General features: G+C 67.1%; 25 protein-coding genes and 1 tRNA gene. 13 read left to right on the top strand and 13 right to left on the bottom strand.

What is annotated here, in order from left to right; translation table 11 throughout:
- Positions 1-96: 96 nt before the first annotated feature.
- Complete coding sequence (locus tag ACNFIA_RS12825; protein WP_416785269.1) at positions 97-723, top strand: GrpB family protein; 627 nt, start codon at positions 97-99, stop codon at positions 721-723.
- Between the two features lie 71 nt (positions 724-794).
- Positions 795-998 carry a hypothetical protein gene (locus tag ACNFIA_RS12820; RefSeq protein ID WP_259757518.1) on the top strand — a complete coding sequence of 68 codons (204 nt, stop codon included), beginning with the start codon at positions 795-797 and terminating at the stop codon, positions 996-998.
- A gap of 249 nt (positions 999-1,247) precedes the next feature.
- Here ACNFIA_RS12820 and ACNFIA_RS12815 read toward each other — a convergent pair whose 3' ends face one another.
- On the bottom strand, positions 1,248-1,664 hold the full coding sequence (locus ACNFIA_RS12815) for a hypothetical protein (RefSeq protein ID WP_416785266.1): 417 nt from the start codon (positions 1,662-1,664) through the stop codon (positions 1,248-1,250).
- Positions 1,665-1,793: 129 nt separating this feature from the next.
- Here ACNFIA_RS12815 and ACNFIA_RS12810 point away from each other — a divergent pair, with 129 nt between their 5' ends.
- Positions 1,794-2,030 carry a type II toxin-antitoxin system ParD family antitoxin gene (locus ACNFIA_RS12810; RefSeq protein ID WP_416785264.1) on the top strand — a complete coding sequence of 79 codons (237 nt, stop codon included), beginning with the start codon at positions 1,794-1,796 and terminating at the stop codon, positions 2,028-2,030.
- A complete protein-coding gene (locus tag ACNFIA_RS12805) occupies positions 2,027-2,362 on the top strand; it encodes a type II toxin-antitoxin system RelE/ParE family toxin (protein WP_416785262.1) in 336 nt (111 codons plus the stop codon). The genes ACNFIA_RS12810 and ACNFIA_RS12805 overlap by 4 nt, the downstream gene beginning before the upstream one ends.
- Before the next feature lie 89 nt (positions 2,363-2,451).
- Here the strand turns inward: ACNFIA_RS12805 and ACNFIA_RS12800 are convergent.
- A tRNA-Sec gene (locus tag ACNFIA_RS12800) sits at positions 2,452-2,547 on the bottom strand.
- 213 nt (positions 2,548-2,760) lie between these two features.
- Here ACNFIA_RS12800 and ACNFIA_RS12795 point away from each other — a divergent pair.
- Together ACNFIA_RS12795 and ACNFIA_RS12790 are read left to right on the top strand one after the other, a co-directional pair.
- Positions 2,761-3,231 (top strand): hypothetical protein, encoded by a 471-nt coding sequence (locus ACNFIA_RS12795; protein ID WP_416785260.1) that lies wholly within the window; start codon positions 2,761-2,763, stop codon positions 3,229-3,231.
- Positions 3,232-3,295: 64 nt separating this feature from the next.
- Positions 3,296-4,750, top strand: coding sequence for an alpha/beta hydrolase (locus ACNFIA_RS12790; RefSeq protein ID WP_416785258.1), 1,455 nt, complete (start codon positions 3,296-3,298; stop codon positions 4,748-4,750).
- Here the strand turns inward: ACNFIA_RS12790 and ACNFIA_RS12785 are convergent.
- The 10 genes from ACNFIA_RS12785 to ACNFIA_RS12740 all read right to left on the bottom strand — a co-directional run bounded on the left by ACNFIA_RS12785 (position 4,747) and on the right by ACNFIA_RS12740 (position 15,269).
- Positions 4,747-4,947, bottom strand: coding sequence for a hypothetical protein (locus tag ACNFIA_RS12785; RefSeq protein WP_416785255.1), 201 nt, complete (start codon positions 4,945-4,947; stop codon positions 4,747-4,749). The two genes, ACNFIA_RS12790 and ACNFIA_RS12785, sit on opposite strands and share 4 nt — an antisense overlap.
- Positions 4,944-5,231: a type II toxin-antitoxin system RelE/ParE family toxin gene (locus ACNFIA_RS12780; RefSeq protein WP_416785253.1), complete on the bottom strand. Its 288-nt coding sequence runs from the start codon at positions 5,229-5,231 to the stop codon at positions 4,944-4,946. The genes ACNFIA_RS12785 and ACNFIA_RS12780 overlap by 4 nt, the downstream gene beginning before the upstream one ends.
- Positions 5,228-5,506 (bottom strand): antitoxin of toxin-antitoxin stability system, encoded by a 279-nt coding sequence (locus tag ACNFIA_RS12775; RefSeq protein WP_259757525.1) that lies wholly within the window; start codon positions 5,504-5,506, stop codon positions 5,228-5,230. Before ACNFIA_RS12775 ends, ACNFIA_RS12780 begins: the two co-directional genes overlap by 4 nt.
- A 97-nt stretch (positions 5,507-5,603) precedes the next feature.
- Positions 5,604-7,526 (bottom strand): selenocysteine-specific translation elongation factor, encoded by a 1,923-nt coding sequence (gene selB / locus ACNFIA_RS12770; protein WP_416785250.1) that lies wholly within the window; start codon positions 7,524-7,526, stop codon positions 5,604-5,606.
- Positions 7,523-8,929, bottom strand: coding sequence for an L-seryl-tRNA(Sec) selenium transferase (gene selA, locus ACNFIA_RS12765; protein ID WP_416785248.1), 1,407 nt, complete (start codon positions 8,927-8,929; stop codon positions 7,523-7,525). The genes selB and selA overlap by 4 nt, the downstream gene beginning before the upstream one ends.
- Positions 8,930-9,142: 213 nt before the next feature.
- Positions 9,143-10,075, bottom strand: coding sequence for a formate dehydrogenase accessory protein FdhE (gene fdhE / locus ACNFIA_RS12760; RefSeq protein WP_259757528.1), 933 nt, complete (start codon positions 10,073-10,075; stop codon positions 9,143-9,145).
- A 126-nt stretch (positions 10,076-10,201) separates the two neighbouring features.
- On the bottom strand, positions 10,202-10,828 hold the full coding sequence (locus ACNFIA_RS12755; RefSeq protein ID WP_416785246.1) for a formate dehydrogenase subunit gamma: 627 nt from the start codon (positions 10,826-10,828) through the stop codon (positions 10,202-10,204).
- Between the two features lie 81 nt (positions 10,829-10,909).
- On the bottom strand, positions 10,910-11,842 hold the full coding sequence (fdxH, locus tag ACNFIA_RS12750; protein ID WP_259757530.1) for a formate dehydrogenase subunit beta: 933 nt from the start codon (positions 11,840-11,842) through the stop codon (positions 10,910-10,912).
- A gap of 8 nt (positions 11,843-11,850) precedes the next feature.
- The gene (fdnG, locus tag ACNFIA_RS12745) at positions 11,851-14,928 is read right to left on the bottom strand and encodes a formate dehydrogenase-N subunit alpha (protein ID WP_416785243.1); all 3,078 of its coding nucleotides are present in this window, start codon (positions 14,926-14,928) and stop codon (positions 11,851-11,853) included.
- 152 nt (positions 14,929-15,080) lie between these two features.
- Positions 15,081-15,269, bottom strand: coding sequence for a hypothetical protein (locus ACNFIA_RS12740; RefSeq protein WP_259757532.1), 189 nt, complete (start codon positions 15,267-15,269; stop codon positions 15,081-15,083).
- A gap of 192 nt (positions 15,270-15,461) precedes the next feature.
- Between ACNFIA_RS12740 and ACNFIA_RS12735 the strand changes: the two genes are divergently transcribed.
- From ACNFIA_RS12735 to ACNFIA_RS12725, 3 genes are all read left to right on the top strand, one after another.
- On the top strand, positions 15,462-17,486 hold the full coding sequence (locus tag ACNFIA_RS12735; protein ID WP_416785239.1) for an FAD-dependent oxidoreductase: 2,025 nt from the start codon (positions 15,462-15,464) through the stop codon (positions 17,484-17,486).
- A gap of 164 nt (positions 17,487-17,650) precedes the next feature.
- Complete coding sequence (locus tag ACNFIA_RS12730; RefSeq protein ID WP_416785237.1) at positions 17,651-17,929, top strand: type II toxin-antitoxin system RelE/ParE family toxin; 279 nt, start codon at positions 17,651-17,653, stop codon at positions 17,927-17,929.
- A 15-nt stretch (positions 17,930-17,944) separates the two neighbouring features.
- On the top strand, positions 17,945-18,232 hold the full coding sequence (locus ACNFIA_RS12725) for a HigA family addiction module antitoxin (RefSeq protein WP_416785234.1): 288 nt from the start codon (positions 17,945-17,947) through the stop codon (positions 18,230-18,232).
- Positions 18,233-18,236: 4 nt separating this feature from the next.
- On the opposite strand, the gene ACNFIA_RS12720 is transcribed toward ACNFIA_RS12725, so the two are convergent.
- Complete coding sequence (locus ACNFIA_RS12720; protein ID WP_416785232.1) at positions 18,237-18,644, bottom strand: SRPBCC family protein; 408 nt, start codon at positions 18,642-18,644, stop codon at positions 18,237-18,239.
- 127 nt (positions 18,645-18,771) lie between these two features.
- On the opposite strand from ACNFIA_RS12720, the gene ACNFIA_RS12715 reads away from it, so the two are divergent.
- The 4 genes from ACNFIA_RS12715 to ACNFIA_RS12700 all read left to right on the top strand — a co-directional run bounded on the left by ACNFIA_RS12715 (position 18,772) and on the right by ACNFIA_RS12700 (position 21,847).
- Positions 18,772-19,221, top strand: coding sequence for a DMT family transporter (locus ACNFIA_RS12715; RefSeq protein ID WP_416785229.1), 450 nt, complete (start codon positions 18,772-18,774; stop codon positions 19,219-19,221).
- Between the two features lie 50 nt (positions 19,222-19,271).
- Entirely contained in the window at positions 19,272-19,811 is a 540-nt protein-coding gene (idi, locus tag ACNFIA_RS12710) for an isopentenyl-diphosphate Delta-isomerase (protein ID WP_416785226.1), read from the top strand.
- Between the two features lie 87 nt (positions 19,812-19,898).
- Positions 19,899-20,300, top strand: a complete 402-nt coding sequence (locus tag ACNFIA_RS12705) for a YkgJ family cysteine cluster protein (RefSeq protein WP_259757536.1) — start codon at positions 19,899-19,901, stop codon at positions 20,298-20,300.
- 197 nt (positions 20,301-20,497) lie between these two features.
- Positions 20,498-21,847 carry an MATE family efflux transporter gene (locus ACNFIA_RS12700; RefSeq protein WP_416785223.1) on the top strand — a complete coding sequence of 450 codons (1,350 nt, stop codon included), beginning with the start codon at positions 20,498-20,500 and terminating at the stop codon, positions 21,845-21,847.
- Positions 21,848-21,864 lie beyond the last annotated feature (17 nt).

The raw sequence follows: 21,864 nt of genomic DNA, 5'->3' as shown, positions 1-21,864 counted from the left end.
CTCCCATAGGCCGCTCCTGCAGGATTTTTCCGGAACTCCGCCGGCCCGGCCCTTCTCCAACGCTCGCCCTGCCCGCCTTTACGCCGGAGTGTCCGCATGTTCCCGCAAGCCCCCGAATTCGACGGCCAACGCTGGAGCAACGCCGAGGAAGACCGCATCGACGTCGTTGCGGCCGATCCCGCCTGGCCCCAGCGCTTCGCCGAAGAAGCCGCCGCCATCGCCCAGGCGGCCGACCTTCCCGGCCTGGGCATCGAGCATATCGGCAGCACCGCCGTACCCGGGCTGGACGCCAAGCCGATCATCGACATCCTCCTGCTGCCGCCACCGGGCAGCGACCCTCACCAGCTGATCGAGCCGCTGCAACGGCTGGGCTACCAGTACTGGGCAGAGAACCCGGACACCTCGCGGCTGTTCTTCGTCAAAGGCATGCCGCCGCTGGGCAACGGTCGCACCCATCACGTCCACGTCATGGACCTGGGCGAAGCTTCCCGCCGCCTGCTGTTCCGCGACTGGCTGCGCAGCCACCCCGAAGACGCCCGGCTCTATGCCCAGGTGAAGCACGAACTGGCGCAGCGCTTCCCCACCGACCGCGACGCCTACACCGAAGGCAAGGATGAGGTCGTCGCGCAGATACTCGGCCGCGCACTCAACCCGCCCGAGCACCACCGCGACATGGAAGGCGATGCGCCCCACGGCGGCGAAATCCAGGGCCCGGACAGCTGAGGAACGCCGCGCGTTAATCCGCCGTTAATCCACCCGGCCGAAGCTCGGGACTCCCCTCAGGAGGAAGTCCCATGCTCAAACTTTCCGTGGTCACCTTCGCCTGCTTCACCCTGGTCGGCTGCGCCGATTCCCCGCACTTCAATCACTTCAGCGCCATCGAATCGCCGGTGCGCGAGTCCTTCGGCGAAGACAATCTCGAACGCCAGCCCACCCGCGTGCGCCTGCAAAGCGACGATTATTCGGCGCAGCAACAGCGGATGATGTGGGGGCAGTGACACCGCGTGATCGCGGAAGCCGCCAGTTCTGCAACGCGCAGCCGTCATCCAGGATGGGGAGCCTGCTTGAGAAACGCTCCCCGCCTTTCCACTTGATCTTGCCGGTATACGCCAAGCTCCCTGTAGGAGCGAGCTTGCTCGCGAACCGCGGGAGCTGCGGTGCGGACCGGCAAAACGCAGGCCCGGCAGCAGACGATTGCAGCCGTTGGCCGCACACGCCACTGCCCGCCGATGGAAGCAGAAGAGACGCTAGGTCCCACCGCTCAGCCACAACGTGAACTGCCCGTCCTGAAGCGCCAGCGCGTCCCGCACCACGCTGTAACGCAGCGGTAGTACCCCGCCGGTACCAACCCCCAGGTGATCGGCCAGCGCCAGCACCTCCTCGAAGGACGCCTCCGGGAGGTACTTGTTGAAGGTGAAACACTGCCGACCGATCAGCACCTGCACGGCGTGGACATCCTGCCCGCATGGGTCATACGCCAGCAGCCCCTGCAGCGTCCTCCCCACCGGCAGCCGCAACAGCGCCCTTACCAGCAATGGCGCGCTCTCAGGCGCGGCCGCCGCTTCCAAGGGCACCAGGAAGGCATCCTCGCGCGCACCTTCCTGCCAGCGCCACAGGTCGCTCACTTCCAGGTGTTCTTCGGTGAACAGATCCAGCCTGACCATGCGCACCTCCTGCCGGTTCGTCCCGCTCAGCTTAGACGGCCAGCAGTTTCGTCACCTTCTCGATACCGGTCAGGACCACGGGTGCTAGTATGTTTTGGCAAATTTTGCCATTCCAGAGAGACTGGTCCCATGAGCACGATGAACATTTCCCTGCCGGATACGCTCAAGAGCTTTGTCGATGAGCAGGTCAGCCAGCGTGGTTACGGCACCAGCAGCGAGTACGTGCGCGAGTTGATTCGCAAGGACCAGGACCGTCAGCGTCTGCGGGCCCTGCTGATCGCCGGAGCCGAGTCGATGCCTGCGGCACCTGCCGACGATGGCTACTTCGAATCGCTCCGCACACGGGTGCGTAAGGCCCGTGGATGAAGGCCAAGCCAGTCATTCCGCGAGTACTCGCCAATCAGGATGTCGAAGCGGCTGTCGATTTCTACCTGAGCGAAGACGCCGAACAGGCTGCCCTGGGGTTTGTGGATGCGCTGGAAAACGCCTACGCCCATATCGCCCGGCACCCTGCCAGCGGCTCATCCCGCTATGCCCACGAACTGGATTTGCCGGGGCTGCACTGCTGGCCACTCAAGCGCTATCCCTACCTGGTGTTCTACGTCGAGCGCGACGACCACATCGATGTGTGGCGCATCCTGCACGGCATGAATGACATCCCTTCGTGGATGCAGGCTGGCGAGAGCGCACCGAACTGAACGTGCTTCGGCACTTCTTCGACCCGACGTCGAAGCGTCTTCCCGGGCTGAGCGAAGCCGAGAGCCATACGGGTTGTAGAGAGGGAATTTGGCGGAAGGCAGTGAGAGTCGAACTCACCCAGGAACGGCTGCCGTCCCCCACCGGGTTTGAAGCCCGGCCACGCCACCGGGCGTGATTGCCTTCCCTGGTCAGACGCCAGCTGGCAGAGCGCAGCGGCAAAAACGGGAGTCCGGATGTTGCCACTATTGCCATGGCGGATGCCAGCGCAGCGATGCCGCAGCGCGCCATGGCGCCCGGTACTCGAGCGCAGCAACAGGCATCGATGCGCGAGAAAATGCCGGCAAACTGGCGATCCATACTCTAACCTCGCTAACAGTAAGCCAGGGAGCGCCATGGCATGAAGCCCACTCTACCCATCCTCGATATTTCTCCCCACCAGGGCATCGGCCCGGTCTGTCTCGGCGACGCGCGTGCGGTCGCGCGGGATGCGCTGGCGGCCATCGGCTTCCCACTGGAATCATCCAACGGGCCCACGGATTACTTCTGCCAGGCGGCGATCCAGACCGAGTGCGACGAGCACGGGCGCATCTGGTTCATCGGTCTGTCGCAGAGCGAGCGCTACCTGGCCCGCTATCAGGGCGTGGATGTGTTTGCGCTGGCGGCCGGCGGCCTGTTCGCGCGGATCGCCTCGGCCGACGACTCCGGCGCGCACGCCTTCACCGCCAGCGAATACCTGTTCCCGGGGCAGATCATCACCCTGTGGGACGCGGACGAGCAGTACGACCGCCAGGGCAATGAAACGCGTCCCGTCTGGGCTCAGGTGGGAATCGGCAATGCCGCCTATGTCGAGGCCGTCGCGGCGCTTTGATCGCCGAGCGGACGTCACGGCGCCGGGGCTCTATGCTTGTCCCGCACGCTGACAAGGGACTCCCATGCTGAACGCGAAACTCACCAGGGCGCTGCTCTGGCTGGCCATCCTCCTCCTCGCCATTGCCGTACTCGCGCTGGGCCTGCGGGTCGCCGCGCTGCGCAACATCCCGCCTTTGGAGCCCTGGCACACCTGGGTCCCGGACGACCTGCACAGCGACGCGATCGACCGCACCGACTGGGCCGGCTACCTGACCGCCGAAGAACAGCTGATGCGTGCCATGCGCACGGAAATGGCAGCGAGCCTGCAGCCGTTCGAGCGCGTCGCCTATAACCGCTACTTCGACCAGAGCGCCGTCTACCCCGGCCATTTCGCCACCGACTGGAACCGCTCCTATGAACTGCGCCCCACCGGCGAGGTGCGCGGCGCAGCGGTGCTGCTGCATGGGCTGACCGACTCGCCCTATAGCCTGCGCCACTTGGGGAATCACCTGCGGCAACAGGGCTTCGCGGTGATCGCCATCCGCATGCCCGGTCACGGCACGGTGCCGGCCGGGCTCACCGACGCGGACTGGGAAGACTGGATGGCCGCCACCCGGCTGGCCGTGCGCGAAGCCACGGCGCAATTGCCCGAGGGAGCACCGCTGTTGATGGTGGGCTTCTCCAACGGCGGCGCGCTGGCGATGAAGTACAGCCTGGATGCGCTGGATGACCCGCGCCTGGCGATGCCCAGGCAACTGGTGCTCATCTCGCCGATGATCGGCGTCACCCGCTACGCGCAGTTCGCCGGGTTGGCCGGCTTGCCGGCGCTGCTGCCCGCCTTCGCCAAGGCGGCGTGGCTGAACGTGCTGCCGGAGTTCAACCCGTTCAAGTACAACTCCTTCCCCATTGCCGCGGCGCGGCAGACCGTGGAGCTGACCGATGCCGTGCAGGCAAGTCTTGAGAGCGCCAGCCGCAATGGCAGCCTGGCGCGCCTGCCACCGATCCTGACCTTCCAGTCCCTGGCCGACAGCACCGTGAGTACCCCGGCGGTGATTGGCAACCTGTACGACCGCCTGCCGGACAACGGCAGCGAACTGGTGCTGTTCGACCTCAACCGCTCGCTGAACTACGGCCCGCTGCTGCGCCCGGAAATGGCCACCCTCGGCGAGCGCCTGCTGCCCGAAGGGCAGCGCAACTATGACGTGACGGTGATCTCCAACAGCCCGCAGAGCAGCCAGGCCCAGGCCCTGCACACCCCCGCCCACAGCCAGCAGCAGACCAGCCAGGCGCTGGCGGCGGACTACCCCCCGGACCTGTTTTCCCTCTCCCACGTCGCGCTGCCCTTCCCGCCCGACGACGCGCTCTATGGCCAGCACCCGGATACCCACGAAGACTTCGGCATCCACCTGGGCACACTGACGCCCCGCGGCGAGCGCGGGGTGCTGATCGTCGGGCTGGACCTGTTCCAGCGGGTGACGTCCAACCCGTTCTATGACTACCTCGTGCAACGGGTCGACCGGGTATTGCCGCAACGCTAGCGCCGGCCCAGATCCAGCACCACAGCGATCAGGGTGACGGCGATGAACAGCAGAATCAGCCAGGAACTCATTGGACCCACTCCCTGATAGTGAACAGGACTATCGAAGGGCGCGCGGCACCGGAGTTCAGAAAATTTCGTCAATGGTCGGCTGCGCACATCGATCAGAGCGACGGCGGCATTGACCGCGGCGGTCATTCAACCCGAAGGGGCGGCCATGCTCTGGCCGTGTGAACCAAGGCGAGGATCCACACTGCGTCCGCCTCGATCTGATAGACGAGCCGGTAACTTTCGTGAGGGAACACTTCCCGCGTGCCGGCAATTCGGCCGGGTTTGCCCATCATCGGGAAGCGCTTGAGCTTGGCGACGGTTGCGCTGAACAGGATGTCCATCCGTGCGGCAGCGTCGGGGTTTTCGGAAGCGAGGTAGTCCCAGATATCGAAGCGATCCTGCTGGGCGTCCCGCGTCCAGAACGCTTTCATTTACGCGCAGTCGCCCTGGCTCTTAACGCCGCGAAGGCGCTCTCGACTTCATCGTCGGAGTGCCCATCTCCTGCGACCATCGAAGCGCGCCCGGCGTCGACCTTCGCCTGCAGGTACTCGTCATAGTCCTGGGCCTGGCGCTGTTGGCGAATGAAGTCGCGCATCAGCTCGCGCATCACCTGGGATGCGGGGCGGTGAGCCGCCTCGGCTGCGGCCATGAACTCGGCGCGCAACTCGGGTTCGAGCTTCATGGTGAATACAGCTTCTTTGCTCATGGGAGTCACCTGGTAGTGAAAAGGTATATACCTCGTATATATCCCGCCTACTGTAGGCGATTCCCCCTTTGCCACGAAATCCGCTTCCGACCAGATGTCAGGAAGCTTCTTCCGTTGTGGGTTGCGCCAGCGCCGAATCCTCCCTGATCCGTCGCTCGTTGCCGAAGCGGCGGGTGAAGCCGATGCGGTCAAAGTATTCCAGCAGCTGAATGCAGCGCTTGCGGCCAATGCCGATGCGGTCGCGGAAGGCGGCGGCGCGGATAAGGCCGGCTTCGGCGTGCAGACGCAGGGCGTGGTCGGCGAGTTGGCGCAGGGTGGATTCCGGGTAGAACAGGTCCTTCACCACCTGGTGCAATTGGCCCAGGCGGGCGAGCTTGCGCAGCAGCAGGCGCACGTCGCCCTCCTCCGCGCCCAGCTCGCGGGCGAGGTCGCGTACCCAGGGCGGGTCGAAGGACCCGGCCAGCAGCAGCGGCCAGAGGCGTTCGCGCAGTCGTTCGTCCGCATCGACCAGTTGGACGCGGTGGTCCGGCAGGTGCAGCCAGGGGCCACTGCTGTGCACCTTGCCGGCAGCCAGCAGGCTTTCCAGCAGGGCGATGAAGACCGGGCGCTCCAGCGCCGAGAAGGCGTAGCGGCGCAGGCGATCGCGGTCGGGGCCGAGTTCGTCGGGAGCTTCGCCGTGGAAGCGCTGCAAGGCGTCGAGCAGTTGCCGTTGCAGCGCGGACCAGCGCTCGGCGGCGAACAGCCGCGCACCGAGCCGGGTGTCGATTTCAACCAGCTCATCGGGCAGTTGCCAGCCCCCGCGGGGGCGGTTGAACTGCCGCGCCAGCAGCGCCAGATCGAGGCCGTTGCTGGCGTGGGCCAGCAGCGTCGGCAAGGCGCTTTCCAGGCTGTCGCCTTGCAGGGCACGCAACTGTTCCAGACGTTCCGGGCTACGCCGATTGCGCGCGGGTGCGAAGGGATCGAGCACACGACCGCCGCCCAGGGTGCGTTGCGCGGACTGGTCGCGCAGCACCAGGTGGTCGCCCTGCACGGCGTGGCTGGGTGCATTCAGCACCAGCTGGGCGAAGGCGCGCTCGCCGGGTTGCAGGCGTTCGCCTTCGAGCAACGCCACGCGCCCGGTGACGTCCTGCGCGCCGAGGTGGACATGCACCGGCGTCCAGTGGACGAAGGCGCGGGTTTCGCCGGGCAGCAGGCTGAGGTCGATATCGAGGCGCGTGGTGGGCGCATGCAGTTCGCCAGCGATCAGCCAGTCGCCGCGGTGAATCTGTTCGAGGTTCAGGCGCTCGCCAGCGATATTCACCGCCACGCGCTGGCCGGCGCGGGCCTGCTGCGCTTCGCGGTTCTGCGCGTGCAGGCCGCGCACGCGAACACGGCGGCCGGCATTACCCAGCAGCAATTCATCGCCGACGTTCACGGTGCCGGCGAAGGCCGTCCCGGTGACGACGACGCCGGCGCCGCTGACACTGAAGGCGCGGTCCACGGCCAGGCGGAATCCCCCGGTTGCGGCGCGCTCCTGGGTCTGGCGGGCGGCATCGGCGAGGGCTGTACGCAAGGCCTCGACTCCCTCCCCGCTGACGCTGGACACCGGGAAGATCGGCGCGCCGGCGAAGGGCCCTTGCGCCAGCAGTTCGCGCACCTGCGCCGCAGCGTGTTCCACCCGTTCGCCCGGCACACGGTCGGCCTTGGTCAGCGCAACGATGGCGCGGCGAATGCCGAGCAACTGGACGATGGCGAGGTGTTCGCGGGTTTGCGGCATCACGCCGTCATCGGCAGCCACGACCAGCAGCACCAGGTCGATACCGCTGGCGCCGGCGAGCATGTTGTGGACGAAGCGCTCGTGCCCGGGCACGTCGATGAAACCGGTGAGCGCGCCATCGCCGAGGTCGGCATAGACGTAGCCGAGGTCGATGGTGATGCCGCGCTCGCGCTCGGCCGGGCGGCGGTCGCCGGCGATGCCGGTGAGGGCGCGCAGCAGGGATGTCTTGCCGTGGTCGATGTGCCCGGCGGTGCCAACGATCACGCGTCGTCCTCGGCCAGCAGCGGCAGTTGCGCGACGAAGCCAGGTTCGTCGTCGAGCTGGCGCAGGTCGAGCCACAGCGCGTCGTCATCGATGCGGCCGAGCACCGGGATCGGCAGGCAGCGCAGGCGCTCTTCCAGGTCCAGCAGTGCGCGGCCGCGCTGGCGCTTGGGCTGGTTCGGGCGCAGGCACAGCGCGGCGCTGGGCAGCCGCGCGACCGGCTGGGCGCCGCTGCCGATCATCCCTAAGGCATCCACGGCGCTGACGCTCCAGCGCTCGCCCAGCAGCGTTGCGAGGGCGGGAGCCAGTCGCTGGGCCTGGACGCGGATGTCAGCCTGGGGGCGGCTGAGCAGGCGCAGGCTGGTGAGGCGCTCGGCCAACCGGTCCGGGTCGCGGTAGAGGTTGAGCACGGCCTCCAGCGCGGCGAGGGTCAGCTTGTCCACGCGCAGGGCGCGCTTGAGCGGGTTCTTCTTGATCCGCCCGATCAGCTCCCGGCTGCCGAGGATCAGCCCGGCCTGCGGGCCACCGAGCAGCTTGTCGCCGCTGAAGGTGACGATGTCGGCGCCGTCGCGCAGGGCTTCCTGCACCGTCGGCTCCTTGGGCAGGCCCCAGCGGGTGAGCTCGACCAGGGTGCCGCTGCCCAGATCCTCCAGCAGCGGCAGGCCATGGGCGTGGGCGATCTGTGCCAGCTGCGGGGTGGCGACGCTGGCGGTGAAGCCCTGCACGCTGTAGTTGCTGGTGTGCACGCGCATCAGCAGGCCGGCGCGCGGGCCGATGGCGGCCTCGTAGTCCTTGGCGTGGGTGCGGTTGGTGGTGCCGACCTCGACCAGCTTCACGCCCGCGCGGGACATGATGTCGGGGATGCGGAAGGCGCCGCCGATTTCGATCAGCTCGCCACGGGAAATGATCCCTTCCTTGCGCGCGCCCAGGCTGTTGAGCGCCAGCAGCACGGCGGCGGCGTTGTTGTTGACCACGGTGACGGCTTCGGCGCCGGTCAGTTCGCGGATCAGCCCGGTGATGAGGTCGTCGCGGTCGCCGCGCTTGCCGGTGGCCAGGTCGAATTCGAGGTTGAGCGGATAGCGTGCAGCCAGGGTAATGGCTTCGATCGCTTCCTCGGGCAGCAGGGCGCGGCCGAGATTGGTGTGCAGCACGGTACCGGTGAGGTTGAACACCCGGCGCACCCGGCTGGCGTGGTGTGCGGCGAGGCGTTCGCCGGCGCGGCCGGCGAGTACCGATTCTTCCAGTTCGACGGCGGCCAGCTGGCCATGGCGCGCGGGTTCGCGCAGCTCGTCGAGCAGGTCGCGCAGGGTCTTGAGCAGGGCCTCGCGGCCATAGCGTTGCTGCAGCGGCTGGCAGGCCGGGCTGCGCAGCAGGCGGTCGATGGAGGGCAGGCGTACCGAGGTCATGGACGAACCTTGTGCTGGGGCGTTGGCTGGAGTCAGTGTAGGGCGAATCGCCGCGCGCGGTTATCCGCAGCTGCCTCGACGTGAAGGCGGCGGATAACGCGTGCCGCGTTATGCGCCCTACGTGGTTAGGCCTTTGTAGGATGGGTGGAGCGCAGCGATACCCATCAAGCCCAGTGTCGCGACAGCATGGGTATCGCTTCGCTCCACCACATCCTACGAAGAGCCGCCTGGGGCCAGCAGGAGGTTCGGCGCGCTGCGCAGGTAGCCGTCCTCGGCGAGGCGGATGTCCAGCGCGAGGCTGGCCAGGTCGTCCGCCTGGGCCTCGGCGTGCTTGTCGTGCTGCAGGTAGAACTGCTTGAGGTAGGACTGGCAGCCGGGGCAGGTCTCGGCCTTGAGCGGCGCCTGGTCGCTGGCGACGCCGTCGCGTTGCAGCGAGTAGTAGGCCAGGCCCTTGCTCTCCGCGCAGTGGCTGCACTTCACCCGCACGTAGTGCCATTCGCAGGAGCACAGCGAGCAGGACAGGTAACGCAGCCCGGCATGCTTGCCCTGGCTGCGGATCATCCCCGCCACCGGCGGCGCGCCGCAGGCCGGGCAGAGGGTCTGGCTGTCGGTTTCCGCCAGAGTGTCGTCGGGCAGTTGCAGCAGCCACTGGCTGAAGGCGACCTGCAGCACGGCGCCGAGGAAGGGCACCAGCGCCGGCGGCAACAGGTCGAACTGGCCGTTGAGCAGGCCCAGCGCCCAGCCCTTGCGCTGTCCGGAATCGGCGTTGCGCAGGGTGTTCAGCGCCTCGGCCACGGCCGGGTTGGCGACGGCTTCGTAAGCATCGAGGAAGGCGTCCAGCAGCGGCAGCCAAGCGCCTTCGCGCACCAGTACCTCGTACGCCAGCGGCGGCATACGGTGTTCGCGGCTGCGGGCCAGGGCGGCAGCGTCCGGCGTGGGCAGGAACAGCTTGCGGTCGAGCAGCGCCTGCTGGGTATCGCAGACGCCGGCGATCAGTTCGAGGTAGCCCTGCAGCGGATTGCCCGGCGCCAGGTCACGCAGGCGCGCGGCGCGGCGGGAGAAAAGGTCGGGGGACGGCAGGTTGAACAGTGGGGGGATGTTGGCGGCAGCTTCGATCTGCCCGGGTTCGAGAATTCGGCCTGACACGCAGGACTCCTTGTTGGGTGTGGAGCGGGGCCTGGAGAGCCCCTCTCCCTGGCCCTCTCCCTGAAGGGAGAGGGGATGGTTCGTGCCGGCTGCCGCACTGGCGTCAGCCGGCGATTACGTCGTGCGTCAGTGCCCCTTGCCCTTGTCCACGTCCTTCAGCCAGGCGGCGTGGTGCTTGCGCGCCCAGCCGCGGCTGACCCAGCCGTAGAGCATGGCACCCATCGAGCCCTTCACCCAGAGGCCGGCATAGATGTGCACCAGGATGCTGCAGATGAGCACGAAGGCGGCGAAGGCATGCAGCAGCGTGGCGAGGCGGATCAGGTCGATGCCGAAAAGGTGGCTGAAGTAGGCACGCCACATCACGAAGCCGGTCACCAGCAGCACCAGCATGCACAGCAGCAGGGTCCAGAACAGCAGCTTCTGCCCGGCATTGTAGCGGCCGACTTCCGGGAGGTTCTCCTCGCGGTTGGCCACCACGTCGCGCCATTGCCTGAGCCATTGCACGTCGCGCTTCTCCACCAGGTTGTGGTGGGCGAAGCGGATCACCAGCCCCATGAAGAACAGGAACATCGCCACCCCGAGGAAGGGGTGCAGGACGCGCGTCCACGGCCCGCCACCGAACAGGTTGGTCAACCAGAACATGGCCGGGTGGAACAGCGCCAGCCCCGAGAGGCCGGCGAGGAAGAACAGAATGGCCACCATCCAGTGGTTGCTCCGTTCGTTGGCGTTGTAGCGTTGGATATCTTTTTTCATGCTCGGCTCCTGGGAGAGCTTGCAAGCACCCTCTCCCCAGCCCTCTCCCTGAGGGAAGAGGGGGCAGTATGGCGAGGGCGATCAGCGTGGATTGCGCGGATCATAGTCATGCACCGCCGGGTCGACCTTGTGCACCGGCGCCTGCGGATCGGGCCGGTCTTCCTCGTCCTCCTCGACCCGGTTGGGGCCGACGCGGGTGTAGTGGAAGAACCCGGCCAGCACCACGCCCGCCATGGCCAGCAGGCCCAGGGGTTTGGTGAGGCCTTTCCACAGGCTGACCATGGGGCTGATGGCCGGCTTGTCGGGCAGGCCGGCGTACAGCGAGGGCTGGTCGTTGTGGTGCAGCACGTACATGACGTGGGTGCCGCCCACGCCTTCGGGGTCATACAGGCCGGCGTGCTCGAAGCCGCGGGATTTCAGGTCCTCGATGCGCTCGGCGGCGTGCTCCTTCATGTCCTCTTTGGTGCCGAAGACGATGGCGCCGGTCGGGCAGGTCTTCACGCAGGCCGGCTCCATGCCTACCGCCACGCGGTCGGAACACAGGGTGCACTTGTACGCCTTGTGGTCCTTCTGCGAGATGCGCGGGATGTTGAACGGGCAGCCGGTGATGCAGTAGCCGCAGCCGATGCAGTGGTCCTGGTTGAAGTCGACGATGCCGTTGGCGTACTTCACGATGGCGCCGGGGCTCGGGCAGGCCTTCAGGCAGCCCGGTTCCTCGCAGTGCATGCAGCCGTCCTTGCGGATCAGCCACTCCAGGTTGCCGGCCGGGTTCTCGTGCTCGGTGAAGCGCATGACCGTCCAGGACTGGTCCGTGAGGTCGATGGGGTTGTCGTAGACGCCATGGTTGTGGCCCACCTCGTCGCGCAGCTCGTTCCATTCCGAGCAGGCGACCTGGCAGGCCTTGCAGCCGATGCACTTGGACACGTCGATCAGCTTGGCCACTTCCTGCTCGTGCCGCACCGAGGGTGACGGCAGGGTCGTGGCGGAGCGGGCGTAGATGTCTTGACTACTCATGCGTCACCTCACGCCTTTTCCACGTTGACGAGGAAGGACTTGAACTCCGGCGTCTGCGTATTCCCGTCGCCCACGAAGGGCGTCAGGGTGTTGGTCAGGTAGCCGTTGCGCGCCACGCCGGAGAAGCCCCAGTGCAGGGGGATGCCCACGTGATGCACGATCTTGCCGTTGACCTGCAGCGGACGGATGCGCTTGGTCACCACCGCCACCGCCTTGATGTAGCCACGGTTGGACGAGACCTTCACGCGGTCGCCGGCCTTGATGCCGATCTCCTTGGCCAGCGCCTCGCCGATCTCGACGAACTGCTCCGGCTGGACGATGGCATTCAGACGGCAATGCTTGGTCCAGAAGTGGAAGTGCTCGGTGAGCCGGTAGGTGGTAGCGGCGTAGGGGAACTCGTCGGCCTTGCCGAACAGCTCCATGTCGTTCTTGAACACCCGCGCCGCCGGGCTGCTGATCGCCTGCGGGTTCTTGTGCAGCGGGTTGACGCCAATCGGCGTCTCGAACGGCTCGTAGTGCTCGGGGAACGGACCCTCGGCCATCTTGTCGACGGCGAAGAAACGCGCCACGCCTTCGGGGTTCATGATGAACGGGTTCATCCCCGCTTCCGGCGGGACGTCGGCCTTGTAGTCGGGCACGTCGGTGCCGCCCCAGGCCTTGCCGTTCCACCACACCAGGCGCTTCTTCACCGGGTCCCAGGGCTTGCCGCTGGGGTCGGCCGAGGCGCGGTTGTAGAGGATGCGCCGGTTGGCCGGCCACGCCCAGGCCCAGCCGAGGGTCTGGCCCATGGCGTAGGGGTCGCTGTTGTCGCGGCGGGCCATCTGGTTGCCCAGTTGCGTCCAGGAGCCGGCGAAGATCCAGCAGCCGCTGGCGGTGCTGCCGTCGTCGCGCAACAACGCGAAGCCGGGCAACTGCTCGCCGGCTTTCGCCAGGACCATGCCATTGTTCGGGTCGACCAGGTCGGCCAGCGCCTTGCCGTTGTACTCCTTGGCGATCTCCTCGGGCGTCGGCTCATCGGGCGTCAGGTACGGCCAGTCGAGCCCGAGGATCGGGTCGGGGAACTTGCCGCCGTCCTTGCGATAGGCCTCGCGCAGGCGGTGCAGCAGGCCGCTCATGATGGCGATGTCGGTACGCGCCTCGCCCGGCGGCTCGGCGCCCTTCCAGTGCCATTGCAGCCAGCGCCCGGAGTTGACGATGGAGCCGTCCTCCTCGGCGAAGCAACTGGTGGGCAGGCGGAACACCGTGGTCTGGATGGCCTGGGTGTCGACGTCGTTGTGCTCGCCGGCGTTGCGCCAGAACTCGCTGGTCTCGGTGGCCAGCGGGTCCATCACCACCATCCACTTCAGCTTGGCCAGCGCGGCGCTGACCTTGGCCTTGTTGGGGAAGGAGGCGATGGGGTTGAAGCCCTGGCAGAAGTAACCGTTGACCTTGCCCTGGTACATCATGTCGAAGTAGCGCAGCACGTCGTAGCCGGCGCCGGGCATGTCCAGCTTGGGCAGCCAGTCGTAGCACCAGTTGTTGTCCTTGGTGGCGGATTTGCCGAACCAGGATTTCATCAGGCTGACGTGGAATTTCGGGTAGTTCTGCCAGTAGGACAGTTGCCCCGGCCGCAGCGGCTTGCTGGTGCGCTTGGTGATGTAGGCGTTGTAGTCCTGCTCCGCGTCCATGCCCAGGGTCAGGTAACCGGGCAGCGAGTTGGACAGCAGCCCCAGGTCGGTGAGGCCCTGGATGTTGGAGTGGCCGCGCAGGGCGTTCATGCCGCCGCCGGGCATGCCGATGTTGCCCAGCAGCAGCTGGACCATCGCGCCGGTACGGATCATCTGCGCGCCCACCGAGTGCTGGGTCCAGCCCAGGGCGTACATGATGGTCATGACCTTGGTCGGCGCCGCCGTGGTGGAAATCTCCTCCCACACCTTGAGCATCATGTCCTTGGGCGTGCCGCAGATGTTGCTCACCACATCCGGCGTATAGCGGCTGTAGTGCTGCTTCATCAGGTTGAACACGCAACGCGGGTGCGTCAGGGTCGGGTCGACCTTGGCGAAGCCGTCCTCGCCCAGCTCGTACTGCCAGGAAGACTTGTCCGGGTAGGTGCGCTTCTCGGCGTCGTAGCCGTTGAACAGACCGTCCTCGAAGCCGAAGCCTTCCTTCACGATGAAGGAGACGTCGGTGTAGTTGTGCACGTACTCCTTCTGGTACTTGTCGTTTTCCAGCAGGTAGTTGATCAGACCGCCGAGGAAGGCGATGTCCGTGCCGGTGCGGATGGGCGCGTAGTAGTCGGCCACCGACGCGGAACGGGTGAATCGCGGGTCGACCACCAGCAGGCGCGCCTTGTTGTGCGCCTTGGCTTCGGTCACCCACTTGAAGCCGCACGGGTGCGCTTCAGCGGCGTTTCCGCCCATTATCAGAATCAGATCGGCATTCTTGATGTCGGTCCAATGGTTGGTCATGGCTCCACGGCCAAACGTCGGGGCAAGACTTGCCACCGTCGGGCCGTGTCAGACACGCGCTTGGTTATCGAACGCCAGCAGGCCGAGGGAACGAACCACCTTGTGGGTGATGTAGCCCGCTTCGTTGGAAGACGCCGACGCGGCGAGGAAGCCGGTGGTCAGCCAGCGGTTCACCGTCTGGCCCTGGTCGTTCTTCTCGATGAAGTTGGCGTCGCGGTCTTCCTTCACCAGCCTGGCGATGCGGTCCAGCGCCTCGTCCCAGCCGATGCGTTTCCACTCCGAGGAGCCGGCTTCGCGAACCTGCGGATACTTCAGGCGGTTGGGGCTGTGGACAAAGTCCAACAGGCCTGCGCCTTTGGGGCAGAGGGTGCCGCGGTTGACCGGGTGATCGGAATCGCCCTCGATGTGGATGATGTTCTGAGCGACGTTCTTCGCCGCATCACCCTGGCTGTACATGAGGATGCCGCAACCCACCGAGCAGTAGGGGCAGGTGTTGCGGGTCTCGACGGTGCGCGCAAGCTTGAAGTGGCGGATCTGGTCGGCGAATGCATCCGGGGGTGCCATCCCGAGTGCCGCCAGGCTCGATCCTCCAAGGCCCACGGCGCAGACCTTGAAAAATTGCCGACGGTTCATATCCATCGTGCGTCTCCTGATCAGGCAGCGTACGTCCGGGACATGGCCGGACCCTTGCTGCTTAAAAGATAGCCAAGCGGGCGCAATGCGCCAGCTTTGAGCGGGGCAGACCATGCCCGCGGGGGATTTGCGGCGCATTGACGCGCGTCAGTACGCCACTAGAACGTGCTGCCGAGTACCCCCAAATGGGCCGTTGGCGGGTAGCTGCAGGAGAGTCGGTCGCCGTCGGGCTGGCAGGAAGCGTGCTGCCGATCCGGATGCAGGGTCTCGTGCAGCCCGAGCAGTGCCAGGCCGATGAGGGCAGCGAGCAGGTAATGGCGCGCGTGTCTTCTTCTGGTCGCTTTCATGACGTCCTCCGTCACTTCAGCCTGCGATCGGGGCGTGGCAGCCCGGGCATAACCTTGAGTCTGGAACCTGTGGCGTGGCTGTCAACGTGGCGCGCTTGACCGAAATGCCCGAACGGCCCGGCAGCCGGGCCGTTAACCGACCCACCGCCGGCCGATTAGGGTGGCAGGACCTGATTGCCCAAGAGCGCCTCCATGTCGTCCGCCGCCTCGCCCTACCCTCACCTGCTCGCCCCGCTCGACCTGGGCCACTTCCAGCTGCGCAATCGCGTGGTGATGGGGTCGATGCACACCGGGCTGGAAGACCGCCTGTGGGACTTCGGCAAACTCGCCGCCTACTACCGCGAGCGCGCGCGCGGCGGCGTAGGGCTGATCATCACCGGCGGCTTTGCGCCCAACCGCGAGGGCTGGCTGCTGCCGCTGGGCAGCAGCCTGACCAGCGGCCTGCAGGTGCCCGCGCACCGGCGCCTGACCCAGGCGGTGCACCGCGAAGGCGGGCGCATCCTGCTGCAGATCCTCCACGCTGGGCGCTACGGCTATCACCCATTGGTGGTGTCGGCCTCGGCGGTGAAATCGCCGATCAGCTGGTTCGCCCCCCGCGAGCTGTCCGAGCGCGGCATCCTGCGCACCATCGCCGCCTTCGTGCGCTGCGCGAAGCTCGCCCACGCCGCCGGCTACGATGGCGTGGAAATCATGGGCAGCGAAGGCTACCTGCTGAACCAGTTCCTCTGCCCGCGCACCAACCAGCGCGACGACCGCTGGGGCGGCGACCTGGGCAACCGCATGCGCCTGCCGCTGGAGATCGTCCGCCGCACCCGTCGCGCGCTGGGCGAGCGCTTCGTCATCAGTTATCGCCTGTCGCTGCTGGACCTGGTGGACGGCGGCAACAGCTGGGACGAAGTCCGCACCGTTGCGCGGGCCCTGGAAGGTGCCGGCATCGACCTGCTCAACACCGGCGTCGGCTGGCATGAATCGCGGGTGCCGACCATCGTCACCTCGGTGCCGCGCGCCGCCTTCGCCGAGGTCAGCGCGCGCCTGCGCCGCGAGCTGCGGGTACCGGTGATCGCCAGCAACCGCATCAATACGCCGGAGGTTGCCGAACACGTGCTCGCCGAGGGTCATGCCGACCTCGTTTCCATGGCCCGGCCGCTGCTGGCCGACCCGCAGTTCGTGGAGAAGGCCGCCGCCGGCCGCGCCGCGTCGATCAACACCTGCATCGCCTGCAACCAGGCCTGCCTGGACCACGCCTTCGCCAACCGCCGCGCCAGCTGCCTGGTCAACCCGCGCGCGGCCTTCGAGACCGAGCTGCGCTACCGCAAGGCACGCGTGCACAAGCGCATCGCGGTGATCGGCGCCGGGCCGGCCGGGTTGTCCGCCGCCTGCGTCGCCGCCGAGCGCGGCCACCGGGTGACGCTGTTCGAGGCCGCCTTGGAGATCGGCGGCCAGTTCAACCTGGCCAAGCGCGTGCCGGGCAAGGAAGAGTTCCACGAGACGCTGCGCTACTTCGCCGTGCGCCTGGCCGAACTGGCTGTCGAGGTGCAACTGGGCCGGCGTATCCGGCGCGGCGAACTGAGCGGCGAGTACGACGAGGTGATAGTCGCCACCGGTATCCAGCCGCGCACGCCGTCGATCCCGGGGATCGGCCACGCCAGGGTGCTCAGCTACCTCGACGTGCTGCAGGGCGCGCCGGTGGGCGAGAAGGTCGCGCTGATCGGCGCCGGCGGCATCGGCTTCGACGTCGCCAGTTTCCTGCTCGCCGACCGCGAAGGGCCGCAACCACTTGGCGAGTGGCTCGGGCAGTGGGGCATCGACCTGGACAATGCCACGCCTGGCGGGCTGATCCCGCCCGTGGTCGCCGCACCGCGCCGGCAACTCTGGCTGCTGCAACGCAAGGCCGGGCAACCGGGCGCCGGGTTGGGCAAGACCAGCGGCTGGGTGCACCGCGCGCACCTCAAGCACCACGGCGTGCGGATGATCGGCGGCGTGGAATACCTGCGCATCGACGACGACGGCCTTCACCTGCGCATCGACGGCCAGGTGCAGTGCCTGGCGGTGGACAACGTGGTGATCTGCGCCGGCCAGGAGCCGCTGCTGGAACTGCAGCCGACACTGGCGGCGCAGAACCTGCGCTACCACGTCATCGGCGGCGCCAGCGTGGCACGCGAGCTGGACGCCAAGCGGGCGATCCGCGAGGGCGCCGAACTCGCCGCCCGGTTGTAAGGCTTTTTGTAGGAGCGAGCTTGCTCGCGAACCGCCAGACACCGAAGCCGCAGGCTGACTCGTTCGCGAGCAAGCTCGCTCCTACAGGGTGCGCACGGTGCGGAGAACCTTCCGACAAGCGTCTCGGCTAGGGTGACTGTAATCTGTTAGATTACAGTCTGGCGATGATCAGGAGCTTCCGCCACAAGGGGCTGCGTGCCCTTTATCAGCAAGGTGACACTCGCGGAGTGAAGGCCGAGCACGCGCCCAGGCTGCGGCGAATCCTCGCCGCGCTGGATACCGCCCAAAGCGCGAAGGACATGGACCTGCCCGGCTATCGCCTGCATGGGCTCAAAGGCTCGCTGTCCGGCTACTGGGCGGTCAGCGTCTCGGGCAACTGGCGAGTCATCTTCCGCTTCGTCGACAACGACGTGGAGCTCCTGGACTATCTCGACTACCACTGACCGGAGGATCACAGCATGGCAATGCACAATCCGCCCCACCCTGGCGAAATCGTCCGGGAAGACGTATTGCCGGAGCTGCGTCTTTCCGTGACGGCGCTGGCGGCTCACCTGGGCGTAAGCCGCCCTCATTTGTCAAAAGTTCTCCATGGTCGTGCGCCCGTCAGCGCCGATCTGGCCTGGCGTCTGGAGCAGGCTGGCGTGGGAACGGCCCGCCACTGGCTGGCGATGCAGGCCGCTTACGATCTCTGGCAGGTCAGTCAGCAGGCACACCCGCCAATTGCCCGGCTCAAAGCAGTGGCGTAGCGCTCTACTGTTCAGCTTCCAGCAACACCTTGATCGCCTGCAGATCGCGCTCCACCCATTGCGCATCGCGCTCGAAGGTGGCGTCGTCCATCTGTGGCTGGCGCAGCAGGGTGAGTTGCAGTTCGCAGCCGTCGCCGTTGGCGATCAGCCGCAGCGGGATGTGGATGGCGGGCGCCTGCTCGGGCAGGACGTCGTGGTCGAGCACGCCGAAGGTGTTGCGCGGCGAGAAGCGCACCCGCATCGGCCCCTGGGGTGTCTGCGCGAGCCAGAGCTGGCCTTCCAGCGGCTCGATGGCGCTGCACAGGCCGGAGGCCCAGTAAGGGAAGTTGTTCGGGTCGGCGAGGAAGTCGTAGGCGATGTCCCGAGGCCGCTCGATACGGACGCTCAGGGTACGGGACGCGCGGGTGACCATGGTCGGGACCTCCATCGGGGCGGGAGCGATGCGCCGGTCTGGTGCATACTACGCGGCTGACTATTCTCGATCGACCGCCGGCCAGCACATCGCGGCTCGGCCTTCAGACCTTTTTTCGGAGTTTCCCATGCCTACGCCGCCCTGGTGGATGTTCGTCCTGCCGCTGATCGCCGGCGCCTGCCTGCCGTTGCAGGCCGGCATCAACGGCCAGTTGGCCAAGCAGGTGTCGAGCGTGCTCGCTGCCGCGCTGATTTCATTCTTCGTCGGCATGCTCGGCCTGCTCGCGCTGACCCTGGCCAACCGCGAGTTTCCCAGCCTCGCGGCGATGCGCGGGATGCCCTGGTGGCAGTGGTGCGGGGGCTTCCTGGGGATGTTCTTCATCTTCATCGCCGCCTTTGCCGCCCCGCGCGTCGGCGCGCTGATGTTCATGGTGCTGGTGCTCGCCGGCCAGCTCGGCATGGCCCTGGCGCTGGACCACTTCGGCTGGGCCGGCTTCAAGGAAGCACCGGTGAGCACCCTGAAGGTCGCCGGCATGGCCGCCATCGCCGTCGGCATCTGGATGATCCGCAAGGGCTGACGGCCCGCCGTCTACGCTGAGCAGGGGCAGCTCGCCCGCAGGAGAAATCCATGACCGATATCCAGGTGATCCTGGTCGACGAACACGACAACCCGACCGGCACGATGGAGAAACATCAGGCCCACCATCTCGGCCTGCGTCATCGCGCGATTTCGGTGTACGTGTTCAACCGCGCCGGCGAACTGTTGCTGCAGCGCCGCGCGGCGGCCAAGTACCACTGCGGCGGACTGTGGAGCAATACCTGCTGCGGCCACCCTTACCCGGACGAATCCGCACGCCACGCCGCCGAACGCCGGCTGCGCGAAGAGATGGGCGTACAGGTCGAACTGCACAAGCTGTTCGAGTTCAGCTACCGCCTGGAACTGGCCAACGGCATGACCGAGCACGAGTACGGCCATCTGTTCGGCGCCGTCGACGACCAGCCGCCGCGCCCCGACCCCGAGGAAGCCGACGACTTCCGTTACATCGCCCTGCCCGATCTGGAAGCCGAAATGGCGGCTCACCCGGAGCGTTTCACGCCCTGGTTCGTGCTCTGCTACCCGACATTCAAGGAGCACCTGCGCGACCACGGCGGCATCGCCGCCCTGTAAGCCCCTGCAGTTCATCGAAAGGCCGCGCAAATCTGCGCGCCGCCCACTATGATGCGCGCCTTCGCGCCACCGCCCCGACTTGCCGCCATGAGAAAACCACCGCTGATCGCCAACGCCGAGCTGGACCGCCTGGAAACCTGGGCCAAGTACACCTCGGGCCTGTGCAAGGACTGCAACGCCACCTGCTGCACCATGCCGGCGGAGGTGAAGGTCAACGACCTGATCCGTATCGGCGTCGTCGACGAGTTCGAGCGCGACGAGCCGGCGAAGAACATCGCCAAGCGTTTGCTCAAGGAAGGCATCGTCGAGCGCTTCAACCAGAAGAGCGGCATCTTCACCCTGACCCGCAGCAGCAACGGCGACTGCTACTTCCTCGACGCCAGGACCCGCCTCTGCACCATCTACGCCAAGCGCCCGGACACCTGCCGCAACCACCCGCAGGTCGGCCCGCGCCCCGGCTACTGCGCGTACCGCAAGAAGACCGTCTGAGCGCCGATCCGTCGGGGGAAAGCGCCGTTATGGGTGGCTCTGGTCAGGACCTAGGGGGCGCCTGACCCCTGCTCGCGAATCGAACGGCACCCCGCCTGGCAGGCTCGCGAGCGCTAACGATGGCCACCCTCGCTCCTGCAGGTGGCGCCCGCGTCTGACCTGGCTCGCTATACTGCGGGCCTGTTCAGGAGCCCCGCATGAATTCCCTGCTCGAAGCCTGGCGGCACTCGCCGACCCACCGCCGCGTCTGGGCGCTCGCCGCGCCGATGATCCTCTCCAACGTTTCCGTGCCGCTGGTCACCCTGGTGGACAGCGCGGTGATCGGTCACCTGCCGCACGCCCATCAGCTTGGCGCCGTGGCGGTCGGCGGGGGTCTCTATACCCTGCTCGTGGGAGTGCTGGGCTTCCTGCGCATGGGCACCACCGGTTTCGCCGCCCAGGCCGCCGGGCGTAGCGATGGCGGCGCGCTGCGGCGCATCCTGGGCCAGGGCCTGCTGCTGGCATTGGGCCTGGCGCTGCTGCTCGGCCTGCTGGCGATACCGCTGACCGGCCCGGCACTGGCACTGATGCGCCCGTCCGCCGAGCTGGATGCGCTGGCCCGCGAGTTCTTCCACATCCGCCTGTTCGGCCTGCCGGCGGCGCTGGCCACCTACGCGCTGGTCGGCTGGTTCCTCGGCACGCAGAACGCCCGCGCGCCACTGGCGATCCTGCTGACCACCAACCTCATCAACATCGTGCTCAGCCTGTGGTTCGTCATGGGCCTGGGCTGGGGCGTGGCCGGCGCGGCGAAGGCCGCGGTGACGGCCGAATGGGGCGGCGCCCTGCTGGGCCTGGCGCTGACCCGTGGTGCGCTCAGGCGTTACCCCGGCCTGCCGGACTGGTCGCGGCTGCGCGCCTGGGCCAACTGGCGACCGCTGCTGATGGTCAACCGCGACATCTTCATCCGTAGCCTGGCGCTGCAGGGCGTGTTCTTCCTGCTCACCGTGCAGGGTACGCGCCTGGGCGATGCCACGGTGGCGGCCAACGCCCTGCTGCTCAACGGGCTGATGGTGACCGCCTACGCCCTCGACGGCCTGGCCCATGCCGTGGAGGCGCTGTGCGGGCACGCCATCGGCGGCCGCGACCGCACCGCCCTGCGCCGCTCGCTGGTGGTCGCCTGCGGCTGGTCGCTGATCGCCAGCCTGCTGTTCGTGGCCTTCTTCAGCCTCTTCGGGCACCTGTTCATCGCCCTGCAGAGCGATATCCCGGACGTGCGCGCCACCGCCGACCAGTACCTGCCCTATCTGGCCTGCTTGCCGCTGATCGGCATGTGGAGCTACCTGCTCGACGGTCTGTTCATCGGCGCCACCCGCGCCCGCGAGATGCGCAACGCCATGCTGCTGGCCTGCGCCGCCAGCCTGCCGCTGGGCCTGGCCCTGCAAGGCTGGGGAAATCACGGATTGTGGCTAACCTTTTTATGCTTCATGTTGTTGCGCGCGCTGGTCCTGGCGGGTTACGCCTGGAAACTCACGCGCCAAGACGCCTGGCAGGCGCCTGCCAGTCCCTGACCTGTTAAGGAGACGCC

Source organism: Pseudomonas sp. NY15437 (genome assembly GCF_048068435.1).
Classification (GTDB): Bacteria; Pseudomonadota; Gammaproteobacteria; order Pseudomonadales; family Pseudomonadaceae; genus Pseudomonas; species Pseudomonas nitroreducens_B.
Note: the sequence above shows the minus strand (reverse complement) of the source record. Positions and strands in the feature narration are given on the sequence as shown.

What these genes read in the sequence shown, in the direction of transcription:
- ACNFIA_RS12810 (WP_416785264.1), top strand. Translation starts at nt 1,794, where the DNA reads ATGAGCACGATGAACATTTCCCTGCCGGATACGCTCAAGAGCTTTGTC.
- ACNFIA_RS12815 (WP_416785266.1), bottom strand. Translation starts at nt 1,664, where the DNA reads ATGGTCAGGCTGGATCTGTTCACCGAAGAACACCTGGAAGTGAGCGAC.
- ACNFIA_RS12785 (WP_416785255.1), bottom strand. Translation starts at nt 4,947, where the DNA reads ATGACCGCCGCGGTCAATGCCGCCGTCGCTCTGATCGATGTGCGCAGC.
- ACNFIA_RS12775 (WP_259757525.1), bottom strand. Translation starts at nt 5,506, where the DNA reads ATGAGCAAAGAAGCTGTATTCACCATGAAGCTCGAACCCGAGTTGCGC.
- ACNFIA_RS12780 (WP_416785253.1), bottom strand. Translation starts at nt 5,231, where the DNA reads ATGAAAGCGTTCTGGACGCGGGACGCCCAGCAGGATCGCTTCGATATC.
- ACNFIA_RS12755 (WP_416785246.1), bottom strand. Translation starts at nt 10,828, where the DNA reads ATGAAAAAAGATATCCAACGCTACAACGCCAACGAACGGAGCAACCAC.
- ACNFIA_RS12730 (WP_416785237.1), top strand. Translation starts at nt 17,651, where the DNA reads ATGATCAGGAGCTTCCGCCACAAGGGGCTGCGTGCCCTTTATCAGCAA.
- ACNFIA_RS12795 (WP_416785260.1), top strand. Translation starts at nt 2,761, where the DNA reads ATGAAGCCCACTCTACCCATCCTCGATATTTCTCCCCACCAGGGCATC.
- ACNFIA_RS12735 (WP_416785239.1), top strand. Translation starts at nt 15,462, where the DNA reads ATGTCGTCCGCCGCCTCGCCCTACCCTCACCTGCTCGCCCCGCTCGAC.
- ACNFIA_RS12805 (WP_416785262.1), top strand. Translation starts at nt 2,027, where the DNA reads ATGAAGGCCAAGCCAGTCATTCCGCGAGTACTCGCCAATCAGGATGTC.
- ACNFIA_RS12705 (WP_259757536.1), top strand. Translation starts at nt 19,899, where the DNA reads ATGAGAAAACCACCGCTGATCGCCAACGCCGAGCTGGACCGCCTGGAA.
- ACNFIA_RS12740 (WP_259757532.1), bottom strand. Translation starts at nt 15,269, where the DNA reads ATGAAAGCGACCAGAAGAAGACACGCGCGCCATTACCTGCTCGCTGCC.
- selA (WP_416785248.1), bottom strand. Translation starts at nt 8,929, where the DNA reads ATGACCTCGGTACGCCTGCCCTCCATCGACCGCCTGCTGCGCAGCCCG.
- ACNFIA_RS12725 (WP_416785234.1), top strand. Translation starts at nt 17,945, where the DNA reads ATGGCAATGCACAATCCGCCCCACCCTGGCGAAATCGTCCGGGAAGAC.
- fdxH (WP_259757530.1), bottom strand. Translation starts at nt 11,842, where the DNA reads ATGAGTAGTCAAGACATCTACGCCCGCTCCGCCACGACCCTGCCGTCA.
- ACNFIA_RS12715 (WP_416785229.1), top strand. Translation starts at nt 18,772, where the DNA reads ATGCCTACGCCGCCCTGGTGGATGTTCGTCCTGCCGCTGATCGCCGGC.
- ACNFIA_RS12790 (WP_416785258.1), top strand. Translation starts at nt 3,296, where the DNA reads ATGCTGAACGCGAAACTCACCAGGGCGCTGCTCTGGCTGGCCATCCTC.
- ACNFIA_RS12720 (WP_416785232.1), bottom strand. Translation starts at nt 18,644, where the DNA reads ATGGTCACCCGCGCGTCCCGTACCCTGAGCGTCCGTATCGAGCGGCCT.
- ACNFIA_RS12825 (WP_416785269.1), top strand. Translation starts at nt 97, where the DNA reads ATGTTCCCGCAAGCCCCCGAATTCGACGGCCAACGCTGGAGCAACGCC.
- idi (WP_416785226.1), top strand. Translation starts at nt 19,272, where the DNA reads ATGACCGATATCCAGGTGATCCTGGTCGACGAACACGACAACCCGACC.
- ACNFIA_RS12820 (WP_259757518.1), top strand. Translation starts at nt 795, where the DNA reads ATGCTCAAACTTTCCGTGGTCACCTTCGCCTGCTTCACCCTGGTCGGC.
- ACNFIA_RS12700 (WP_416785223.1), top strand. Translation starts at nt 20,498, where the DNA reads ATGAATTCCCTGCTCGAAGCCTGGCGGCACTCGCCGACCCACCGCCGC.